This is a genomic window from Janthinobacterium sp. GW821-FHT03C10 (assembly GCF_059420865.1).
The window spans coordinates 230,916-250,228 of the sequence record NZ_JBWKUN010000006.1; the positions used below are offsets into that span (position 1 = coordinate 230,916).

General features: G+C 58.7%; 18 protein-coding genes, 1 tRNA gene and 1 pseudogene. 8 read left to right on the forward strand and 12 right to left on the reverse strand.

Going from position 1 to position 19,313, the window contains the following annotated elements; all coding sequences use genetic code 11:
- Window positions 1-59 precede the first annotated feature (59 nt).
- Entirely contained in the window at window positions 60-1,295 is a 1,236-nt protein-coding gene (locus tag AC07VH_RS20790; protein WP_494787850.1) for a GumC domain-containing protein, read from the forward strand.
- A 375-nt stretch (window positions 1,296-1,670) separates the two neighbouring features.
- On the opposite strand, the gene AC07VH_RS20795 is transcribed toward AC07VH_RS20790, so the two are convergent.
- On the reverse strand, window positions 1,671-3,212 hold the full coding sequence (locus AC07VH_RS20795) for a DEAD/DEAH box helicase (RefSeq protein WP_494787851.1): 1,542 nt from the start codon (window positions 3,210-3,212) through the stop codon (window positions 1,671-1,673).
- A gap of 373 nt (window positions 3,213-3,585) precedes the next feature.
- Here AC07VH_RS20795 and AC07VH_RS20800 point away from each other — a divergent pair, with 373 nt between their 5' ends.
- The gene (locus AC07VH_RS20800) at window positions 3,586-3,804 is read left to right on the forward strand and encodes an oxidoreductase-like domain-containing protein (RefSeq protein WP_475416878.1); all 219 of its coding nucleotides are present in this window, start codon (window positions 3,586-3,588) and stop codon (window positions 3,802-3,804) included.
- Here AC07VH_RS20800 and AC07VH_RS20805 read toward each other — a convergent pair.
- Complete coding sequence (locus AC07VH_RS20805) at window positions 3,801-5,474, reverse strand: methyl-accepting chemotaxis protein (protein ID WP_494787852.1); 1,674 nt, start codon at window positions 5,472-5,474, stop codon at window positions 3,801-3,803. The genes AC07VH_RS20800 and AC07VH_RS20805 overlap by 4 nt on opposite strands.
- Before the next feature lie 544 nt (window positions 5,475-6,018).
- On the opposite strand from AC07VH_RS20805, the gene AC07VH_RS20810 reads away from it, so the two are divergent.
- Window positions 6,019-6,738: a Crp/Fnr family transcriptional regulator gene (locus AC07VH_RS20810; RefSeq protein ID WP_035828139.1), complete on the forward strand. Its 720-nt coding sequence runs from the start codon at window positions 6,019-6,021 to the stop codon at window positions 6,736-6,738.
- Window positions 6,739-6,809: 71 nt separating this feature from the next.
- A complete protein-coding gene (locus AC07VH_RS20815) occupies window positions 6,810-7,415 on the forward strand; it encodes a glutathione S-transferase (protein WP_494787853.1) in 606 nt (201 codons plus the stop codon).
- Window positions 7,416-7,423: 8 nt separating this feature from the next.
- Here AC07VH_RS20815 and AC07VH_RS20820 read toward each other — a convergent pair whose 3' ends face one another.
- The gene (locus AC07VH_RS20820) at window positions 7,424-7,831 is read right to left on the reverse strand and encodes a GFA family protein (protein WP_494787854.1); all 408 of its coding nucleotides are present in this window, start codon (window positions 7,829-7,831) and stop codon (window positions 7,424-7,426) included.
- A gap of 121 nt (window positions 7,832-7,952) precedes the next feature.
- Between AC07VH_RS20820 and AC07VH_RS20825 the strand changes: the two genes are divergently transcribed.
- Genes AC07VH_RS20825 through AC07VH_RS20835 form a run of 3 tightly spaced genes read left to right on the forward strand, consistent with a single transcriptional unit; the run spans window position 7,953 to window position 9,336 of the window.
- Window positions 7,953-8,444 (forward strand): DUF4265 domain-containing protein, encoded by a 492-nt coding sequence (locus AC07VH_RS20825; RefSeq protein WP_494787855.1) that lies wholly within the window; start codon window positions 7,953-7,955, stop codon window positions 8,442-8,444.
- 32 nt (window positions 8,445-8,476) lie between these two features.
- Window positions 8,477-8,938: a BPSL0067 family protein gene (locus AC07VH_RS20830; protein WP_494804033.1), complete on the forward strand. Its 462-nt coding sequence runs from the start codon at window positions 8,477-8,479 to the stop codon at window positions 8,936-8,938.
- The gene (locus tag AC07VH_RS20835) at window positions 8,935-9,336 is read left to right on the forward strand and encodes an STY0301 family protein (protein WP_494787857.1); all 402 of its coding nucleotides are present in this window, start codon (window positions 8,935-8,937) and stop codon (window positions 9,334-9,336) included. The genes AC07VH_RS20830 and AC07VH_RS20835 overlap by 4 nt, the downstream gene beginning before the upstream one ends.
- Window positions 9,337-9,456: 120 nt before the next feature.
- On the opposite strand, the gene AC07VH_RS20840 is transcribed toward AC07VH_RS20835, so the two are convergent.
- Window positions 9,457-10,182 carry a pyridoxine 5'-phosphate synthase gene (locus AC07VH_RS20840; RefSeq protein ID WP_494787858.1) on the reverse strand — a complete coding sequence of 242 codons (726 nt, stop codon included), beginning with the start codon at window positions 10,180-10,182 and terminating at the stop codon, window positions 9,457-9,459.
- A gap of 128 nt (window positions 10,183-10,310) precedes the next feature.
- Between AC07VH_RS20840 and AC07VH_RS20845 the strand changes: the two genes are divergently transcribed.
- The gene (locus tag AC07VH_RS20845) at window positions 10,311-11,024 is read left to right on the forward strand and encodes a YjjG family noncanonical pyrimidine nucleotidase (RefSeq protein WP_494787859.1); all 714 of its coding nucleotides are present in this window, start codon (window positions 10,311-10,313) and stop codon (window positions 11,022-11,024) included.
- A gap of 108 nt (window positions 11,025-11,132) precedes the next feature.
- Here AC07VH_RS20845 and AC07VH_RS20850 read toward each other — a convergent pair whose 3' ends face one another.
- The 8 genes and pseudogenes from AC07VH_RS20850 to rpsU all read right to left on the reverse strand — a co-directional run bounded on the left by AC07VH_RS20850 (window position 11,133) and on the right by rpsU (window position 19,304).
- Entirely contained in the window at window positions 11,133-11,468 is a 336-nt protein-coding gene (locus tag AC07VH_RS20850) for an FKBP-type peptidyl-prolyl cis-trans isomerase (RefSeq protein ID WP_494787860.1), read from the reverse strand.
- 329 nt (window positions 11,469-11,797) lie between these two features.
- Entirely contained in the window at window positions 11,798-12,823 is a 1,026-nt protein-coding gene (locus tag AC07VH_RS20855) for a hypothetical protein (RefSeq protein ID WP_494787861.1), read from the reverse strand.
- An 84-nt stretch (window positions 12,824-12,907) separates the two neighbouring features.
- A pseudogene (locus AC07VH_RS20860) lies at window positions 12,908-13,078 on the reverse strand (site-specific integrase); the annotation flags it as partial.
- A 542-nt stretch (window positions 13,079-13,620) separates the two neighbouring features.
- Window positions 13,621-13,699 (reverse strand) — tRNA-Ile (locus tag AC07VH_RS20865).
- Between the two features lie 108 nt (window positions 13,700-13,807).
- A complete protein-coding gene (rpoD, locus tag AC07VH_RS20870) occupies window positions 13,808-16,051 on the reverse strand; it encodes an RNA polymerase sigma factor RpoD (RefSeq protein WP_076567827.1) in 2,244 nt (747 codons plus the stop codon).
- A 464-nt stretch (window positions 16,052-16,515) separates the two neighbouring features.
- Window positions 16,516-18,312, reverse strand: coding sequence for a DNA primase (dnaG, locus tag AC07VH_RS20875; protein WP_494787862.1), 1,797 nt, complete (start codon window positions 18,310-18,312; stop codon window positions 16,516-16,518).
- A 130-nt stretch (window positions 18,313-18,442) separates the two neighbouring features.
- Entirely contained in the window at window positions 18,443-18,895 is a 453-nt protein-coding gene (locus AC07VH_RS20880) for a GatB/YqeY domain-containing protein (protein ID WP_494787863.1), read from the reverse strand.
- A gap of 196 nt (window positions 18,896-19,091) precedes the next feature.
- Window positions 19,092-19,304, reverse strand: a complete 213-nt coding sequence (rpsU, locus tag AC07VH_RS20885) for a 30S ribosomal protein S21 (protein ID WP_008451879.1) — start codon at window positions 19,302-19,304, stop codon at window positions 19,092-19,094.
- Window positions 19,305-19,313 lie beyond the last annotated feature (9 nt).

The window sequence follows — 19,313 nt, forward strand, 5'->3', positions numbered from 1 at the left end:
GCCGGCGTACGGCAGGAAAACATGTTTCACACCAGCTACAACGATTCATACTCACATTTATGGAAGAACAGGCCAAATTCAATATGCAACAAATCAAAGATAATGAAGATGTCGCTTCCTTGACGGAACTGCTTGGAACGGCATGGCAGGCACGCTGGCGCATCATTTTGGCAACATCATTGATCGTCATCGTCAGCGTCTCGTATGCCCTTTATATGGCCCAGTACAAGAGCGAAGGTTTTTTCCAGTTTGGCGGCGCAATTCCCCTGCCAGCCGAGAAAAAACTGGATGCCAAGGAAAAAGATCCCGCCAGCGGTATCGCCCTGGCAGACTACAAGCGTTACGCGGCAGCCTTTGGCACTGCCGAGCGCTATGCTGACTTCATCAAATACAACCAACTGAATGACGCGCCGGGCGCGGACCAGTTGCGCAAAATTTTTATCGTGCGCGATGGCATCGACAAGGTTGTCGAGCCGGTTTACCCGTTTTCCAAGCTTGACGCCAAGGAACTTGAACAGCCGCGCGATGGCAGCAATACCAATGTGATTGGCCTGCGCCTCAGTTTTGAGGCCGATAGCCCGCAAAAGGCCCAGCGCACGGTAGGCTTACTGGGCCGCTTCGTCATGGACAGCATCATATACCTGAGCTATGAGGATTCACTGCGTGTCAAGACAGCCGAGATGAATGCCAAGATTACCAAACTCGACAATCACATCATCGATAGCAATCAATCGCTGGAAGAGTATCAACGCAAGGGAGAAAGCCTGAAACAGATCGTCTCCCGCTATCCCGAGTCGGCACAAAATGCGCGTCAGCTGGTTACCGTTACGGAAGACAACGCCCGCTACTTGTCGCCCATTACGCAGTTGACGACCAGCGAAGTGCGGATCGTCGACCTCAAGGAAATCATCACCAAGGCCAAACGCGACCGCCAGCAGGCCGTACTGCTGCGCGACTACTACGACAAGGCGAGGGCGTTCATGAACCAGACACGCTCCGGTGAAGTCATCCTGCGCGGCCTGGAAGCGGTCAAGGAAGCAGCGTTCAAGAACAAGGATCTGAACGACGACACGATCAAGGAAGTCTACAACACCATCTCGATAGAAAACCAGAGCGCGCTAAGCCTGTATCTGGAAAAGAGCCGCTTCATTGCCGGCCCAAGCTTGCCTGAGCGGCGTTCGTCGCGCCTGTCGTCCGTCATCCTGACGAGCGGCCTGCTTGGATTGCTGTTTTCCGTCATTCTGGTATTCGGTAGCAAATGGTGGCGCGAGAACCGCCAGAAACTGAATTCCTGACCACATCGTTGCCTGACCGCTTCATCCCTTCCGGGAACGACGCCCGATGCACTGCATCGGGCGTTTTGCATACAAGGCCGCTCACTTGCGTTGCCACCTGTCGAAAAACGCTGCTCGGCGCTGTACTGCGTACGCATTTGCACCTGCTTGTACCGCCTCTCGCCTTTTTCCACCTGCTCGACCACGCTCAGTTTACAAGCCAGGCTGCAATCACGCTGACTGCGTCGAAACCCTTGTTCCATCTGACACTCCTGCGTTGCATCTCAAAAGTGTCAACTTATTCCAGGACGGGTCAATCGCAAAAAAAAGCCTGAAACTGAGTTTCAGGCTTTTTTTACATCAAGCAACGAGAAAATAAATATTGGTCTCTGCCTTTTACGGCTTCAACAACCCACCCAGCAACGCCGCCACCTTCTGCTTCGGCTTGGCCGCCACTGGCGCGATGCTGGCGGCTGCCGGTGCCGCCTTGGCCGGCTCATACGGCTTCAGGAACCAGGGATCGGCCTTTTCGCGGCGGGCGCCGGGACCGAAGGCGGGACGCGCACCACGCTCGGCGGAGCGGCTGTCGCGGCTGTCGCTGGCATGGCGGCTCTCGGGGGTGCGCGCGGGACGCGCCTCGCCGGCTTCGCTGCGGCGCGCCGGGCGGCGCTCGCTGTCGCCGCTGCGGGCGGGAGCCGGGTTGAAGCCCGTCAATTCACCACGCTTGATGCTTTGCTTGATGAGTTTCTCGATATCGGCCAGCAAGCGCTCGTCTTTATCCGAATAGATCGAAATGGCGTCGCCCGAGGCGCCGGCGCGGCCCGTGCGGCCGATGCGGTGCACATAGTCTTCCGCGTTGTACGGCAAGTCGAAGTTGATGACGCAAGGCAAGTCGGAAATGTCCAGGCCGCGCGCCGCCACGTCGGTGGCCACCAGCACGTCGATCTCGCCCTTCTTGAACGCCTCCAGCGCCGCCATGCGTTCCTGCTGGCTCTTGTCGCCGTGAATCGCCGTGGCGCTCATGCCTTCCTGCTCCAGCACGCGGGCCAGGCGCGAAGCGCCGATCTTGGTGTTCGAAAACACGATGACCTGTTTCAGGTCGCGCTGGCGCAGCAGATGGGCGACCAGGGCATGCTTCTGGTCTTCCGTCACCTTGTAGACCACTTGCGTGACCTTGTCGGCCGTCTGGTTGCTGCGCGCCACTTCGATCGTCAGCGGATCGTTGAGGAAGGTGGCGGCCAGCTTCTTGATTTCCGGCGAGAACGTGGCCGAGAACATCAGGTTCTGGCGCTGTTTCGGCAGCAAGTTGATGATGCGTTGCAAGTCGGGCAGGAAACCCATGTCCAGCATGCGGTCGGCTTCATCCATGACCAGCATCTGCACCTGGCTCAGGCTGATGTTCTTTTGCTCGATATGGTCGAGCAGGCGGCCCGGCGTGGCGATGACGATTTCCACGCCGCCGCGCAGGATGACGGTTTGCGGCTTCATGTCCATGCCGCCGAAGACGACGGTCGAACGCAGCGGCGTGTGTTTGGCGTAGGCCTTGACGTTTTCGGCCACCTGCACCGCCAGTTCGCGGGTCGGCGTGAGGATCAGCGCGCGCACGGGGTGGCGTGCCGGCGACATGCTGCTGCTGGCATGCGCCATCAGCAACTGGATGATCGGCAAGGAAAAACCGGCCGTCTTGCCGGTGCCCGTTTGCGCGGCCCCCATCACATCGCGGCCTTGCAGCACCACGGGGATCGCTTGTTCCTGGATCGGTGTCGGATGGGTGTAGCCCTGGTCGGTCAAGGCGCGCTGGATTTCAGGCGCGAGGCCGAAGTCGGCAAAGGTCAGGCTGGGAGCGGCGGATGCGGCAGGTGCAGGTGCAGCGGCGGCGGGCGCCGCGTCAGGGGCAATCGCCGGGCTGGGCGTAGGAGTCGATTCGGTTTCAGACATAAATTTTCTGGTGTGCCTCCGCACTGCGGAAGCCATGCTTTCTCAATAAACAACATTTCGGGGCACAGGCAGCTCCGTCTTGCAAGCCATGGATCATTGTTCTTGCGGCACCTCCGTGCTCCGGGACATGCTGTATGGCGTATGCGGGAGCGTCGAAGAGATGTGCTGCGATGGCGGCGGAGATCGCGCCGGCGGAACATCGCGCGCAGAAGATACAATATCAGTGCTGTAAACGATACCCTAATTCACCGCAACTGTACACGGAAACCGTGATTTTTGAGCAAAAAGCGTTCCAGCAACGACGCGCCGGGATGCCGTATCATGCCAGCTCCGATGCCAGCTCCGATGCCAGCTCCGCCGCCCTGCCCTCACCATGCCCACCCCGCCTTTACCCCACGATCCGCAACCGCAGCCGCCCAGCAAACCGGGCAATGACGAGTGCTGCCACAGCGGCTGCACTTTTTGCGTACTGGAAATGTACCAGGAAGACCTCGCCGCCTACGAAGCAGCCCTGAGGGCCTGGCAGCAGCGCCAGCAAGCTGCTGCCGCGCCCGCCACCCAGGGCGTCAGGAAGCCGCGCAAGCGCCCTTAGAAACTTTCCCACTCATCCACTGGCGCCGCGCGGCGCGCCGTGCTGGCCAGTTGACGCGGCGCAGGTGCCGGCGCCTTGACAGCCTTGACAGGCGCGCGTGGCCGGCTTGCGGCGGCGCTGGCCACGTCGAGCTTGAAGACGCTGACCACGTCGCTCAGGCTGGCAGCCTGCTCCTGCATCGATTCGGCCGCTGCCGCCGCCTCTTCCACCAGGGCCGCATTTTGCTGCGTCACCTGGTCCATCTGGGCGATGGCCTGGTTAACCTGCTCGATACCGGCGCTCTGCTCGCTGCTGGCGGCCGTGATCTCGCTCATGATGTCCGTTACGCGGGTGATGCTGGCAACGATGTCATCCATCGTGCGGCCCGCCTGGTCCACCAGTTTCGATCCCGCCTCGACTTTCTCGACCGAATCGCCGATCAGGACCTTGATATCCTTGGCCGCCGCGGCCGAGCGTTGCGCCAGGCTGCGCACTTCCGTGGCGACGACGGCAAAGCCGCGTCCCTGCTCGCCCGCGCGCGCCGCCTCGACGGCCGCATTCAGGGCCAGGATATTGGTCTGGAAAGCAATGCCGTCGATGACGGCGATGATGTCGACGATCTTGCGCGACGACGCGTTGATCGACGCCATCGTGCCCACCACTTCGCTGACGACCTTGCCGCCCTCGATGGCGATGCTCGACGAGGTCAGCGCCATGGTGTTGGCCTGGCGCGCATTGTCCGCATTCTGCTTCACGGTCGAGGTCAGCTCCTCCATCGACGAGGCCGTTTCTTCCAGCGAACTGGCCTGCTCTTCCGTGCGCGACGACAAATCCTGGTTGCCGGCGGCAATCTGGCTCGACGCCGTGGCGATGGTATCGGTGCCGCCGCGCACCTGGCCCACCAGGTTCTGCAGGCTGGCATTCATGTCTTTCAGGGCTTGCATCAATTGCCCCGTTTCGTCTTGCGATCGCACAACAATATGCGCCGTCAGGTCGCCGGCCGCCACCTGGCGCGCCACGCCGACGGCTTCGATCAGCGGACGCGCCACGCTGCGCGCCACCCACAGCGCCAGCAGCATGCCGATGACGATGATGCCCACCACCAAGCCGATCAGGCTGGCGCGCGAGGCCGCATAGGTTGCGTCGGCGCTGGCGCTCGAGCGCACGCCGCCGTCCGTGTTAATCGACACCAGTTTATCGAGAGCCGCCATCATGTCCGTCATGACCTTGGCCGACGGTCCCACGGCCAGCGCGCGCGCCTCTTCCTTCTTCATCTCGCGCGACAGGCTCAGCATGGTTGCGTGCAGGCGCATGAATTCATCGTTGAGCGCCAGGAAGCGCTCGAACACGTCCTTCTCGCCCGGTTCGGAAATCAGGCTGCGGTACTTGTCGGCATCGGCCTTCAACCTGGCCTGCGTTTCCGTCATGCGCGTTTCGTTCTGCGCCATGTCGGCATCCTGCGCGGCCAGCATGTGCGCCAGTTCCCAGCGGCGGAAATCGCTGACATCGCTGCGCATGGACATGGCCGCCAGCACGCTGGGCATCCAGTTGTCGGACAGGTCCGTCGACGCGCTATTGATGCGCGCCATGGAAAAGATCGCCGACACGCCCAGCGCTGCCGTCAGCAGCAGCACGGCGCCAAACGACAAGATCAGCTTGGTGGCAATTTTCAGATCAAAAAACCATTTCATGCGTTGCGTTCCTTCATTAAACGGGTAAACGGGACTAGGTAGGCGCGCGCCAACTACATGCACGGCGCGGGCAGTGAGGGCAGGTGGAAGCGGAAGCGCTCAGTGATGACGAGCAAGGGCTCCTATCGAACCATGAGTCAAATTTCCACAAGGCAACATTTTATCACCGTCGTACTGCAGCGCAGAGTGGTTTGACCGCGGCAGGCGGCCAAAGTTCGCGGGTAGCGGGCAGCGTGGCGTATTTCTGCCCCAACACCGTTGTGTGCAAAGGAAAAAATGCAGAAACCAGCGTAGGAGTCGGATGACACGAGGCAATGTTCCTAGCCTACATAAGCACGTCGGCTCATCCGATGCCCGCCGGCGCCCCCTGCTTCTATAGTGGATACAAGATTCAGCACAACGCTAGCAAGCCAGAAAAGCAGCGCCATCCAACAAAATCAGAAGACGAGGCCCTACCATGTACAAAGCTTATAGCAACCTGACCCCAGCCACGAATAGCCACGCCGCTGTCCAGCACAACTGGCAAGCCGCACCGGCCACGCCCATGATCAGCATCACGGGCGCGCAACAGAACGAATTGCTGCGCGCATTGTCGCGCGCCGATCTGGAGCGCCTGTTTTGCCAACTGGAACTGGTCGCTTTGCCTGCCGGCAAGCACCTGTTCGATTGCGGCGGCAAGATTGAATACACGTACTTCCCCACCAACGCCATCGTTTCCCTGCTGTATGTGATGGAAGACGGCGCCACCACCGAGATCGCCGTCATCGGCCGCGAAGGCGTGGCCGGCGTGGTGCTGTACGAAGCCGAGCGCGCCACCTGCACCGCCATCGTGCAGACGGCCGGCTATGGCTACCGCCTGAAAACCGCCTTCCTGCGCGAAGTGTTCAACGAAGGCGGTGCGCTGGCGCAATTGCTGATGCGCTACACCAGCGCCATGTTTGCGCAAATGGCACAGAACGTCGTTGGCGGCCGTCATTGCAGCATCGAACAAAAACTGTGCCGCTGGCTGCTGGACCGCCTCGACCGTTCCCTGTCGAACGAACTGAAGGTCACGCAAGACACCATGGCCAACATGCTGGGCGTGCGCCGCGAAAGCGTCACCGTCACGGCCCGCAAGCTGCAGGACGAAGGCTTGATCCAGTACCGCCGCGGCACCGTCGAAGTGCTCGACCGCGAAGGCCTGGAAGCGGCCGCCGGCAATTGCTACAAGGCAGCGCGCGCCGGTTTCGAACAATTCCGCAGCGGCATCAGCGCACACAATTAAGCACCACGCTGGCAAACGGGCAGGCAAGCGGGTATCGTAGGCATTCCCGCTAACTTCCCCGGAGACTGGCCATGAAACTGATCGGCATGCTCGACTCGCCCTATGTGCGCAGGGTCGCCATCTGTTTGCACTTGCAGGGAATTGCTTACGAGCACTTGCCTCTGTCCGTGTTCCGCAACATGGATGCCGTGCGCGAGATCAACCCCGTCATCAAGGTGCCGACCCTGGTCCTGGACGACGGGCAAGTGCTGATGGACTCCACCTTGATCCTGCACTATCTATCGCTGCTGCGCCCGGACATGTCCGCCCCTCCCCTCGCCGACAGCGTGCGGGCGCTGCGCCTGACGGGCCTGGCCTTGGCCGCCTATGAAAAAGCCGTGCAGATCGTCTACGAACGCAAGCTGCGTCCGCTCGACAAGCAACACGCGCCGTGGCTGGAACGGGTCAGCATGCAACTGCATGCCGCCTGGAATGCGCTGGAACAGGAATGCGCGCACCTGCCCCTGCCTGGCGAGACGGGCAACATCGACCAGGCGGGCGTGACCATCGCCGTCGGCTGGAGCTTCGCCCAGCTGGAAACGCCCGATATCGTCAAGCCGGCCGACTACCCGGCCGTGCACGCCTTTACACGCTCGGCGGAAACCCTGCCCGCCTTCCTGGCCACGCCGCCAGTCTGACGCGCCGGCTAATCGCCGGAAGTGGCTGCGGCAGTGGCCAGGTCAACGTGCCACCAGCCCGGCCTGACGTCGTCAAACGCGTGGTATGCGGGCGCAAAGGCCGCCTGGCTGGGATCATCAAAACTGCCCACCAGCAAAGCCACCGTGGGCGCATCGTCGATGGCGCCGATGGAACTGCCGCAAACGGCGCAAAACGCCCGGCTGGAATAATCGGAAGATCGGTAGGTGGCCGGCGCGCCGGCCGTGCCCGTCCAGTGCACTTGATCGCGCGCAAACTCCACCCACGCCACCGTCGGCGCGCCCGTATGCTGCTGGCAATTGCGGCAGGAGCAGCTGTGCGGATTGCTGCCCTCGCCCCTCACTTCGAAGCGCACCGCGCCACATAAGCAGCCGCCTGTTTGCACCACATTCTCCATTGTTTCTCCTCGTTTGCACCGTTGCGTGCTCTGCCAGCAGATACGTACCCGGTACAATATTGCCACAACCCTCTACCTGGCGCGCCTGGCAGCACATGGCGCCGGCACTATGAAAGAATAAATGGAAGACATCAATTGCGAAGGCTTGCCGCACATCCGCGTACTGGCAGGTGAAAACACCAGCGGCCCCGTGTATGAAACCCTGCCGGCGCGCCAGATTGACGAGCACGTCTACGAACTGCTGGCCTCGCCCGGCCTGACCCTGAACCTGGCGCGCGGCGACATCGTCAGCATCGCCGACCCGCTGGCCCCCGCCGAAGTATTAAAGCGCGGCGGCAACTTCTGCATCCAGATCTACGCCGACGACGTGCCGCAAGAAGCAGTGGACCAGCTCGAACGCGACGTGCAAGGCCAGCTGGGCGGCACCATGGATGGCCAGTACAAGGGCAACCTCACCTTCAGCGTGCCGGGACACCACGGCATCTACAACGTCAACGGCCCCTTCGACGCCTTCCGCGAGGCAACAGGCGTGGAATGGTACTTCGCCAACATCTACGTCAACCTTGATGACGACGATGATGAAACCTTGCTTAACTGGTGGGTGGATATGTAAGGTTGTCCGTGCACCAGGCGGGGCCATGATACATGTCAATGTTCTGTATTGCTCTGGCACACATCAAGCTGCTTGCCCGCGCCTTGCATACGCTCTCTCTATCATCAACCACAGAGAGCAACGCTATGCCCTACATTGCGCGTGCCGATTATGCGAAGCAAAAAGAGTTCGTGGGAAATGGCGAGTGCGTTACCCTGGTCAGGCACCTCACCGGCGCCCGTGCCTCATCGCTTTGGCGCGAAGGAGACAAAGTGCCGGATCTGCTGGAACAAGGCGGTATCGCGAAAGGTACAGTGATTGCCACCTTCGTCAACGGCCGCTATCAGAATCTGCGGCAGGGCAATCATGCGGCGCTGTTCATCCGCCAGGTGCCTGGCGGCATAGCAATTTTCGACCAGTGGCGTAACCACAAGCCCAGCGCCCGCGTGATCTACTTCGGCCGTTCCGCGGCCGGGGCATCGAATCGTCCCGAACGCTATTCGGTAGTGGAATGAAGCCGCTCACACTGGCGACATTGGTCATCGCTGCCGCGGCGATGCGGCCAGTTGCCGCGGCCCCCATTGCGTCCGTTTCTTGCCCGCAAGCGCCTCCCTCAAGCTGGAACCTGCCGGCCAGCAAACTCGATAGCGTACGCGTGCTGTCCTATCCGGCGCATCAGCCGCCAGCAGCTGGCGAAGCGTTGCCTATCCTGGCCCCGGACAAGGAATGGACACGCAACGGCACCTTGCATCAACGCTGGGACATCAATTTTGATGCACCCGAGTATCTGTTTCAGGTGGACTGCCTGTATGCCGGTACCGAACGCTACCTGCGCATGGCTTTGCCAGGCGTCAAACAGTGCGTTGCAGCCATTACACAGCAAACGAAAATAGTCAGTTTTCAGTGCAAATAGTGCGCTCAATACCACTCCTCAAGCCACTCCCCGCAGTTGCGTCAAACATGCAAAAATTCATTCAGAAATGACTGGTAAGCAAGGTCAGCAAGCGGCAAGCGCGTTCGATGTGCGGCAGCCCTACGATTGACATATCTCAAGGTAGCGGCCCAACACCGTGTCCATGCCCAGTTCCAGGCACTCGACCACCAGTGCATGGCCGATCGACACTTCCAGGATGCCGGAAATGTCCAGGAAGCGCGCCAGGTTGTGCAAATCGAGGTCGTGCCCCGCATTCACGCCCAGGCCCAGCGCCTGTGCCCGCCGCGCCGCCTGCAGATACGTGTCAAACACGGCCTCGGCCTGCGCGCCGCCATAACTCTCGGCAAACCGTTCCGTGTACAGCTCGACCCGCGCCGCACCCACCTCGCGCGCCCATTCCAGCGCCGGGTAGTCGGCATCGACGAACAGGCTGACGCGGATGCCCAGGTCGTTCAATTCCGCAATGACGGGGCGCAACAGCGCCACATGCCGTTCGATGTCCCAGCCGTGATCGGACGTCAGCTGGCCCGGCATATCGGGCACCAAGGTGCATTGCGCCGGGCGCGCGCTTTTCACCACCTCCAGAAAATCCGCCGCCGGATAGCCCTCCACATTCAGCTCGCGCCCCCGTTCCGCGCACAGGCGCTGCAACGGAGCAACATCATCGTAGCGCGCATGGCGCTGGTCCGGGCGCGGGTGCAAGGTGATGCCGGCGGCGCCCAGGTCGAGGAAGCGCGCGGAAAACGCGAGCAGGTCCGGGAAATTGCGGCCGCGCGAATTGCGCAGCAGGGCGATTTTATTGACGTTGACGGAGAGCTGGGTCATGAAAGGAATGAAGTGAAAGTGACGGGTCCGGCAGCGATTGTAGCGGATCGCCCGCACAGGGCACGGCCAACCGAACTCAGCGCTACGTGCTACGATGCAAGACAAGTTCCACGCTTTCAATACATACCATGACCTACCAGCTATTCCTGTTTGACCTGGACGATACCCTGCTCGATTTCCGGGCGTCCGAAAAACGCTCGTTCCTGCACACCATGCATGAACTGGGCTTGCGCAACGGCATCGACGGGCTGTTTTCCCAGTACCAGGAGATCAACGTCGACCTGTGGAAACGTTTCGAGACGGGTGAGGTGAGCAAGGATTTCCTGAAGGTGGAGCGCTTCCGCAAGACGTTTGCGCTGAACGGCATCGCCATCGACCCGGAACTGGCCAGCCGCCTGTATTTGGAATCGCTGCCGGACACGGTCGTGCTCATCGATGGCGCCAAGCAAGTGTGCGAAACGCTGTCGCGTATCGGCGAAGTGGGCATCATCACCAACGGCGTCGAGTCCATCCAGAACCGCCGCATCACCGCCTCCGGCCTGAGCGACTACATCTCCTTCGTCGCCACCTCCGAAGCCTGCGGCCACGCCAAGCCGGACGTGCGCTTCTTCGAATACGCGGCCAACATGGCCCGTACATTCAGCAAGGAAACGACCATCATCATCGGCGACCGCCTGGACGCCGACATCCTGGGCGCCAACCGCTACGGCATAGCCAGCTGCTGGTTCAACCCGGACGGCATGGCCAACACCTCGGCCGCCATCCCCACCTATGAAGTGGCCAGCCTGCACGACATCGTGCCAGCGCTGGAGATGATGCAGGTCAACTTGAAACAAGCTTGATCTTCCACAAGCGCACCGCCTGGATATGCGGGCAGCGGCACGAAAACACGCCGCTGTTCGCGTAGAGTGACGGCAAGCGCCCTGCCCGCCTGATTGCGCGTCAAGCGATCAATCGCGCGTCAGCACTTCCAGCAACTCAATCTCGAAGATCAAATTGGAATGCGGCGGAATCAAACCCACCTGCCGCTCGCCATACGCCAGCTCCGCCGGCACCCACAGCTTGCGCGTGCCGCCCACCTGCATGCCCTGCAAACCCAGAATCCAGCCCTGGATGACCTTGTTATTGCTCAATACACAGCGGAAAGGCTCGCCCCGCTTGTGCGACGAGTCAAACTCCGTCCCATCGTCCAGCCAGCCCCGGTAATGCGCCGTGACCAGCGCGCCGCGCGCCGCCGCCTTGCCGTCGCCGATGACAATATCGTCAATCTTCACTTCAGCCGTCATCTCGTTTCATCCTTCATCAATCGTCATGCCGCGATTGTACGACAGCACGAAAAAAGCCCCGGCAGTGGCCCGCCGGGGCTTGTTCTAATATTGCTCAATTCTGGTGGGCCTCCCGTGAGTCGAACACGGCACCAACGGATTATGAGACACATTCCCTACCAGTTACATGCAAACCGGATGCTTTTATCACTTACCTATCAAAAATATCACTAAATAAAGAATGCCACACCGCGCCCGATCCCCAAACCATTCAGAAGAAAAATTGCGAGCCAAGTAACAGTGAAATTTACAGCACCAAAAATAGAAATAGGCAGAAAATAGAAACTTACTTATTTAACCATATCATACAAGAAATTTACTGTCAGGCCCAAAATAATTGTAAGAACTATTGACCCAATAAACATAATATTTTTTCTTTGTAGTTTCTTTAATGTTTTATCTCTATATCTTTCAGTTGCCTTCGACAACACCACAAACGATGGACTAGGCCTTGCAAGTTGTATTGCAAGATAAAAAACAAATATCGCCGTCATGCAACAAATAACAAAAATAGCTACATGTCCAAATTGTTGGCCATCATTGGCATACGTATAATTTACCAATATATTCATTTTCTCATGAAGCTGAGTTAACCCTACTTGTTTCCCGCCTATTAGGGCGTCCAACTTCGACTTCAACAGATCCGCATTCCTCTGCTTATCCCAGGCACCAAAACCAAGCATGAAAAACATAAAAAATGGAAAAAACAACGAATAAAGTGGGAAAACCTTACGTCGCAACCACTCTTTCACTCCTTTATCAACAACACTAATAGCCTCAACTTCATCCAAAATCAATCGGAATAGATCGTCTGCCCAAGTTCGCTCTGTATGCCTAATTTCTATATCAACAACCCCAGTAGATTCTTTAATTCCAAGAAAAATCTCTAAAAAACCTCCAGAAGCAGTTCTTGTTTCAAACTCAAAAACCAAATCCTGTCTTTCCGGAACAAGTTTCCCGGGAAATTGAATCAAAAGGCTAATACTTATTTTCACACCCTTGCAGATAAAATTTTGCGTTTCCGCAAAATGTTCAAAAGCAGAAAATGATGTTATCACCCTCTTAATTCCATCCCCGTAAAAAATAACAGCTTCAAATGAAAGAGGCTCATGTGAATTTTGTTGGTTAATGCGTTGAGTAATCAATGAGCAAAAATGAATGAGCCAGGCATGATCAATCGAAAAAGCAGTATGAATTCGACGTTCGAGAGTTTGTGGCTGCCCCAACAAACCAGAGATAAATTCACCCAATGTTTTCTTATCAACTGGCATGGTAACAACTTTATCCGCCACTTCAATCCGAATTACTTCTGCCATATATACATCCTTTAAAAATAGTAAGGATTATCAAAAATAAAATCCACAAAAAGACAACTTGATGTTTTAATAAATCATAAAAAATCAGTTAGTCCGCTCTGGAAAAATCAACAATGGCAATTTTGACACGTATGTGGCAAGATGCCCAGCAGAAAAATGCGCATACCGTCTTACCGTCTGGGTCGATTGCCAACCACCTAATTCCTGCAAAACATGCAATGGCGTACCACGCTGTACATGCCAACTAGCCCATGTACAGGGTGGCAGGGTCAGGTCCGCCATTCAGACACAAGCCCAACCATAGCCGCATTGAACAACGATAATGACCTGTAGCGTACTTAATTGCAAATATAAGGACGAACGGCAGGCAAAGTGCACACACCTCCTATGCACTCCGTACCGCTATAAGATGAAATTAGTGACGAAGCCAGAACCAGCCCATCCGAACGACCAAACCTTGCGACGATTGTCTCGCGCATAAAAAAAGCCCCGGCAGTGGCCCGCCGGGGCTAATTCTATTATTGCAAGTTGGCAGGGTCAGGTCCGCAATTCAGACACAAGCACAACCATAACCGTATTGCAAAACGGTGATGAGCTGCGGTGTACTCAATTGCAAATACAAGATTGAACGGCAGGAAAAGTACGCAACGCCTCTTATATGCTCCGTACCACCATAAAGATGAAATTAGTGGCGAAGCCAGCTAGTCTGTCCCAATAGCAAACCTTGCGGTGATTGTCGCGCATAAAAAAAGCCCCGGCAGTGGCCCGCCGGGGCTTGTTCTAATATTGCTAAATTCTGGTGGGCCTCCCGTGAGTCGAACACGGCACCAACGGATTATGAGTCCGCTGCTCTAACCAAGCATGAGCTAGAGGCCCGGGGACTGCGGCGTGGCGGCGCTGTTGATGCCCGCCTCGCGCGGCCGTTTTGGAAACGGACACGCGAGGATAGGGGTATCAGGGGCGTACGTCAAGCCCTATTGGCTTCTAGTTGCCTTCCAAGAAGCTTTTCAGCTTGTCGGAGCGCGATGGGTGGCGCAGCTTGCGCAGCGCCTTGGCTTCGATCTGGCGGATGCGCTCGCGCGTCACGTCAAATTGCTTGCCCACTTCTTCCAGGGTGTGGTCAGTGGACATCTCGATGCCGAAACGCATGCGCAGCACTTTCGCTTCGCGTGGCGTCAGGGAATCGAGCACGTCCTTGACCACGCCCCGCATGGACGCATGCAGCGCTGCGTCGGCAGGGGCCAGGGTGTTGTTGTCCTCGATGAAGTCGCCCAGGTGCGAATCGTCGTCGTCGCCGATCGGCGTTTCCATCGAGATCGGTTCCTTGGCGATTTTCATGATCTTGCGGATCTTGTCCTCGGGCATTTCCATCTTGATCGCCAGGGTGGCCGGATCGGGCTCCGCGCCTGTTTCCTGCAGGATCTGGCGGGAAATCCGGTTCATCTTGTTGATCGTCTCGATCATGTGCACGGGAATGCGGATCGTGCGCGCCTGGTCGGCGATCGAGCGGGTAATCGCCTGGCGGATCCACCAGGTCGCATACGTGGAGAACTTGTAACCGCGGCGGTACTCGAACTTGTCGACGGCCTTCATCAGGCCGATATTGCCTTCCTGGATCAGGTCGAGGAATTGCAGGCCCCGGTTCGTGTATTTCTTGGCAATCGAAATAACCAGGCGCAAGTTGGCCTCCGTCATTTCGCGCTTGGCCTTGCGCGCCTTCATTTCACCGGCCGCCATCTGACGGTTGATATTGCGCAAGTCCGGCAGCGGCAAGACGACGCGCGCCTGCAGGTCGATCAGACGCTGCTGCAGTTCCTTGACGGTCGGAATGTTGCGGCCCAGGATGGCGCTGTAGGCGTGTCCTGCGTTGACTTCGCCATCGACCCAGTCGAGGTTGGTTTCATTGCCCGGGAAGACCTTGATGAAGTGGGCGCGCGGCATGCCGCAGCGGTTCACGGCCACGTCGAGGATCTGCTTCTCGATATGGCGCACTTCGTCGACTTGGCCGCGCAGGGTGTCGCACAGCTTTTCCACGACCTTGGCCGTGAAGCGGATGCCCAGCAACTCTTGCGAAATGGCTTCCTGTGCCTTGGCGTACGGTTTCGAGTTGTAGCCTTCTTTTTCGAAGGCGCGGCGCATCTTGTCGAATTGCTGCGAAATGACGGCAAATTTTTCCAGCGCCGTGCGTTTCAGCGTTTCCAGCTGCTCGGCGGAGAAGCCGGCGGCGCCCGAAGCGCTCGCTTCTTCCTCTTCTTCCTCTTCCTCTTCTTCCGCTTCGCCCTCTTCCTCGTCTTCTTCGACGGGAGCGGCCACGACAGGAGCGGCGGCGACCGGTTCGTTTTCATCGACGAGGCCGTCGACGATTTCATCGATCTTGATCTCTTCGTTGGCGATGCGGTCGGCGGCGGCGATGATTTCGGCGATCGTCACGGGACAGGCGGAAATGGCCTGGATCATGTCTTTCAAGCCATCTTCGATGCGCTTGGCAATCTCGATCTCGCCTTCGCGCGTCAGCAGCTCGACCGAGCCCATCTCGCGCATGTACATGCGCACGGGGTCGGTGGTGCGGCCGAAGTCGGAATCGACGGTCGACAAGGCGGCCTCGGCCGCCGCTTCCGCCTCGTCGTCGCTGGTGACGACGGCAACGTTATCGGACAGCAACAACGTTTCCGCATCGGGCGCGTGTTCGTAGACGGCGATGCCCATGTCATTGAAGGTACCGATGATGCCTTCGATGGCTTCCGGATCGACTATGTTTTCGGGCAAGTGATCGTTGATTTCCGCATACGTCAGGAAACCGCGTTCCTTGCCGAACTTGATCAGGGTCTTGAGTTTCTGGCGCCGGCGCTCGAGTTCTTCCTCGCTCGCTTCCGTGTCGGACGAGAAGGCGTCCTTCAGCAGCGCGCGCTCTTTCGCCTTGCGGTCCTTGGCCTTGGCCTTGTCGACGGCTTTCAGTTCGGCCCGCTCGACGGCGTTCAGGGCGGCGACTTCATCATTTTCTGGCTGGAATTCTTTTGGCTTGCGGCCGCGGCGGCCTGGCACTTTTACCGACGGCAAGACATAACCGGACGTATCGATGGCCGCCAGGGTGGCGGCGTCGGTGGTCTGGCTGACCACAGGCGGCGCGCTGGTCACGCGCGCTTCTGGCCGATCGAGCGCCTTTTCGGCTTTCGTGGTAACTTTAGTGGGCTTTGCAGCCGCTTTGGATTCGGGTTTCTTGATTGGCACAGGCGCTTTCGATTACACAACGACTTGCTTTACGGTGGATTAGGATAAAGTTTGCTGCCAGCTCCCTGTCTACCTGCGGGAACCACCATCTTCGAACCTGCCGACTACGCAAATTCGACACTGTTACGTTACTTACACCTCATCGGCCACGATCCGCGGGAAGCGCAGCAATTCCTGTCCACCGGCTGTTGCCAGCCGTCTCGGCAAAAATTCCTGCATCGACCGCGTTGGGAGCGAGAGCCTGGCGCGGCTTGCCAGCGTCCGCGGGCCTTGCCCGCAACGCCGAAAGCACCAGTTGGCCCTGGCTGCCGACACGATCCACCGCGCCGATCAAGAGCCTAACTTACTGAAAACAAATACTATTTACGAAACAGAACTAGCTTGCCAAAGCACACAATACTTAGCATTTAATTATAGCACGCGAAAAATGTTTTTCCAGTGCGCGCCATACCCTCAGGGCAAGGTTAGCGATTCACCAACTCGGCATCGCGTTCGCGTTCCAGCTCGCCTTGCTCCTGCATGATTTCGCGGTAGCGTACACCAATTTTCTCCGATGGCAAACCCGACGCAAACAATTGCTGCAATTCCGCCTTCAAGGCATTCAATTTGATCTCGCGGATGGTGCTCACCAGCCACGACAATTCGCTGTCGTAATCGGATTCCGTGCCGGCCGCGATCTCGCCGATGATCTCGTCGTATTCGCTGCCCAGCTCCTTCAGCTGCTGCGCCAGCGCGGCAAAGCTGCCGTGCTCGCCCAGCGCCTGGCCCACGGCCACCAGCTGCCCCAGGCTGTGCGCCGCATCGGGCCCCAGGTGCTGGAAGGCGGTCAGGGCCGCTTCATCGATGCGCAGGGTCAAGGGCGGGTGCGCCACCAGCATGCGCATGATCTTCAATTCCAGGCCGACAGGCACGGGGCGGCCCGATTTCGGCGGCGCGCGGTGCGCCACGGCAACGGGTTTGGCCAGCTCGAACAGGGCTTCGATCTCGGCCGGCGTGGACTGCGTCAACTGCGCCAGGCCGCGCACGATCTGCAGGCGCAGGGACGACGGCGCCATCAGCTGCAGCAGGGGTTTGGCGTCAAACTGCACGCGGGCGCGCCCTTCCGGTTCCGACAAATCATGCTCGCCCGACACCTCTTTCAGCAAGAATTGCGACAGCGGCATCGCTTCATGTACTTGCTGCTCGAAACCTTCGGCGCCGAACTCGCGGATATAGCTGTCCGGATCGTGTTCCGCCGGCAAGAACAGGAATTTGATGGTTTTATTATCCGACACGTGGGCCAGGCTCGCTTCCAGCGCGCGGCGGGCGGCGCGGCGGCCGGCCTTGTCGCCATCGAAGCTGAAAATCACGTTATCGGTCTGGCGCAGCAGTTTTTGCACGTGGGTGGGCGTGCACGCCGTCCCCAGGGTCGCCACCGCTTGCGGGAAACCCATCTGCGCCAGCGCCACCACGTCCATGTAACCCTCCGTCACCAGCACGTAGCCGGCGTCGCGGATGGCCTGGCGCGCCTCGAACAGCCCATATAGTTCGAATCCCTTGGAAAACAAGGGGGTTTCCGGCGAGTTCAGATATTTCGGTTCGCCATGGTCGAGCACGCGGCCGCCAAAGGCGATGACCTGGCCCTTGGTATTGCGAATCGGAAACATGATGCGTTCGCGGAAACGGTCGTAGCGCTTGCGGTTGTTGCCCTCTTCATCGACCTTGTCGATCACGAGACCGGCCTCGGCCAGAGCCACCACGTCGTAATCGGGGAAGACGGAACGCAGGTTATCCCAGCCGCCGGGCGCGAAACCCATGCCGAAGCGGGCGGCCACTTCGCCCGTCAAGCCCCGGTTCTTCAGGTAGGCGATGGCTTCCGGCGCGTGGCGCAATTGCCCCCGGTAATAGTCGCACGCCTGCGTCATGGCGTCGGACAGGGCCAGGCTTTGCGCCTGGATCTGCGCGCGCTGGGCCGGCGGGATCTTGTCGTCCGCTTCCGGCACGACCATGCCGACGTTTTGCGCCAGGTCCTTGACGGCGTCGACAAAGCCCATGCCCGAGTACTCGATCAGGAAGCCGATCGAGGTGCCATGCGCGCCGCAGCCGAAGCAGTGGTAGAACTGCTTGGTGGGGCTGACGGTAAAGCTGGGCGATTTTTCACTGTGGAACGGGCACAAGCCCATGAAATTGGCGCCGCCTTTTTTCAGCTGCACATAGCGCCCCACGACATCGACGATATCGACGCGGTTGAGCAAATCGGAAATGAAGGATTGAGGTATCACTGGCGAGGGCGGGTCTTGTTATAGGTCAGACTATACTACCGCACGTGGCCTGAGGTTGAGCCAGGTCAACGTGTGGGCTGTTTAACAGGCTGCCAGCGCGACGGCTGGCAGCCCTTGCTACTATTGTTGCTTACGCGGCCGGCGTCAAGGCTTTCTTGACCAGGGCGGACACCACGGTCATGTCGGCGCGGCCGGCCACCTTCGGCTTGACGATGGCCATGACCTTGCCCATGTCTTGCGGACCGGCGGCGCCCGAGGCGGCCACGGCGGCAGCCACTTCGGCCGCCACTTCTTCATCCGACAGACCGGCAGGCATGTAGCCGATCAGGTGCACCAGCTCGGCTTTTTCGATGTCGGCCAGGTCGGCACGGCCACCGGCTTCGAACTGGGTGATCGAATCCTTGCGCTGCTTGATCATCTTTTCCACGATGGCCGTCACGTGGGCATCCGTCAATTCGATGCGCTCGTCGACTTCCTTGCGCTTGATTTCCGCCAGCAACAGGCGAATCGTGCCCAGCTTGCCCGTTTCCTTGGCGCGCATGGCGTTTTTCATGTCTTCGGTAATTTGTTCTTTCAAGCTCATGGCAATCCTCGTTGGTCAGTATGGGAACGGTGCTCGTGCGCGGCCAGAAACAAGTACGGGCCACAAAAGCGAAAACCCGCTGCGGCGAACCGGAGCGGGTATGCGACTCATCTGAAGTATCACTCCAGGCGAATCAAAACAAAACCCGTGGCGAACAATGCGCCGAACTACCCGGGTTGGTTCTGACTGAACAGTCTTAGAATAATTTTTTCGGCAGTTGTTGGCTGCGGATGCGTTTGTAATGACGCTTGACAGCAGCTGCCAGCTTGCGCTTGCGCTCAGCTGTTGGCTTTTCGTAGAATTCGCGAGCGCGCAATTCGGTCAGCAGACCCGTTTTTTCGATGGTGCGTTTGAAGCGACGCATTGCGACTTCGAACGGCTCGTTTTCTTTAAGGCGAATAGTGGTCATGTAAAATTC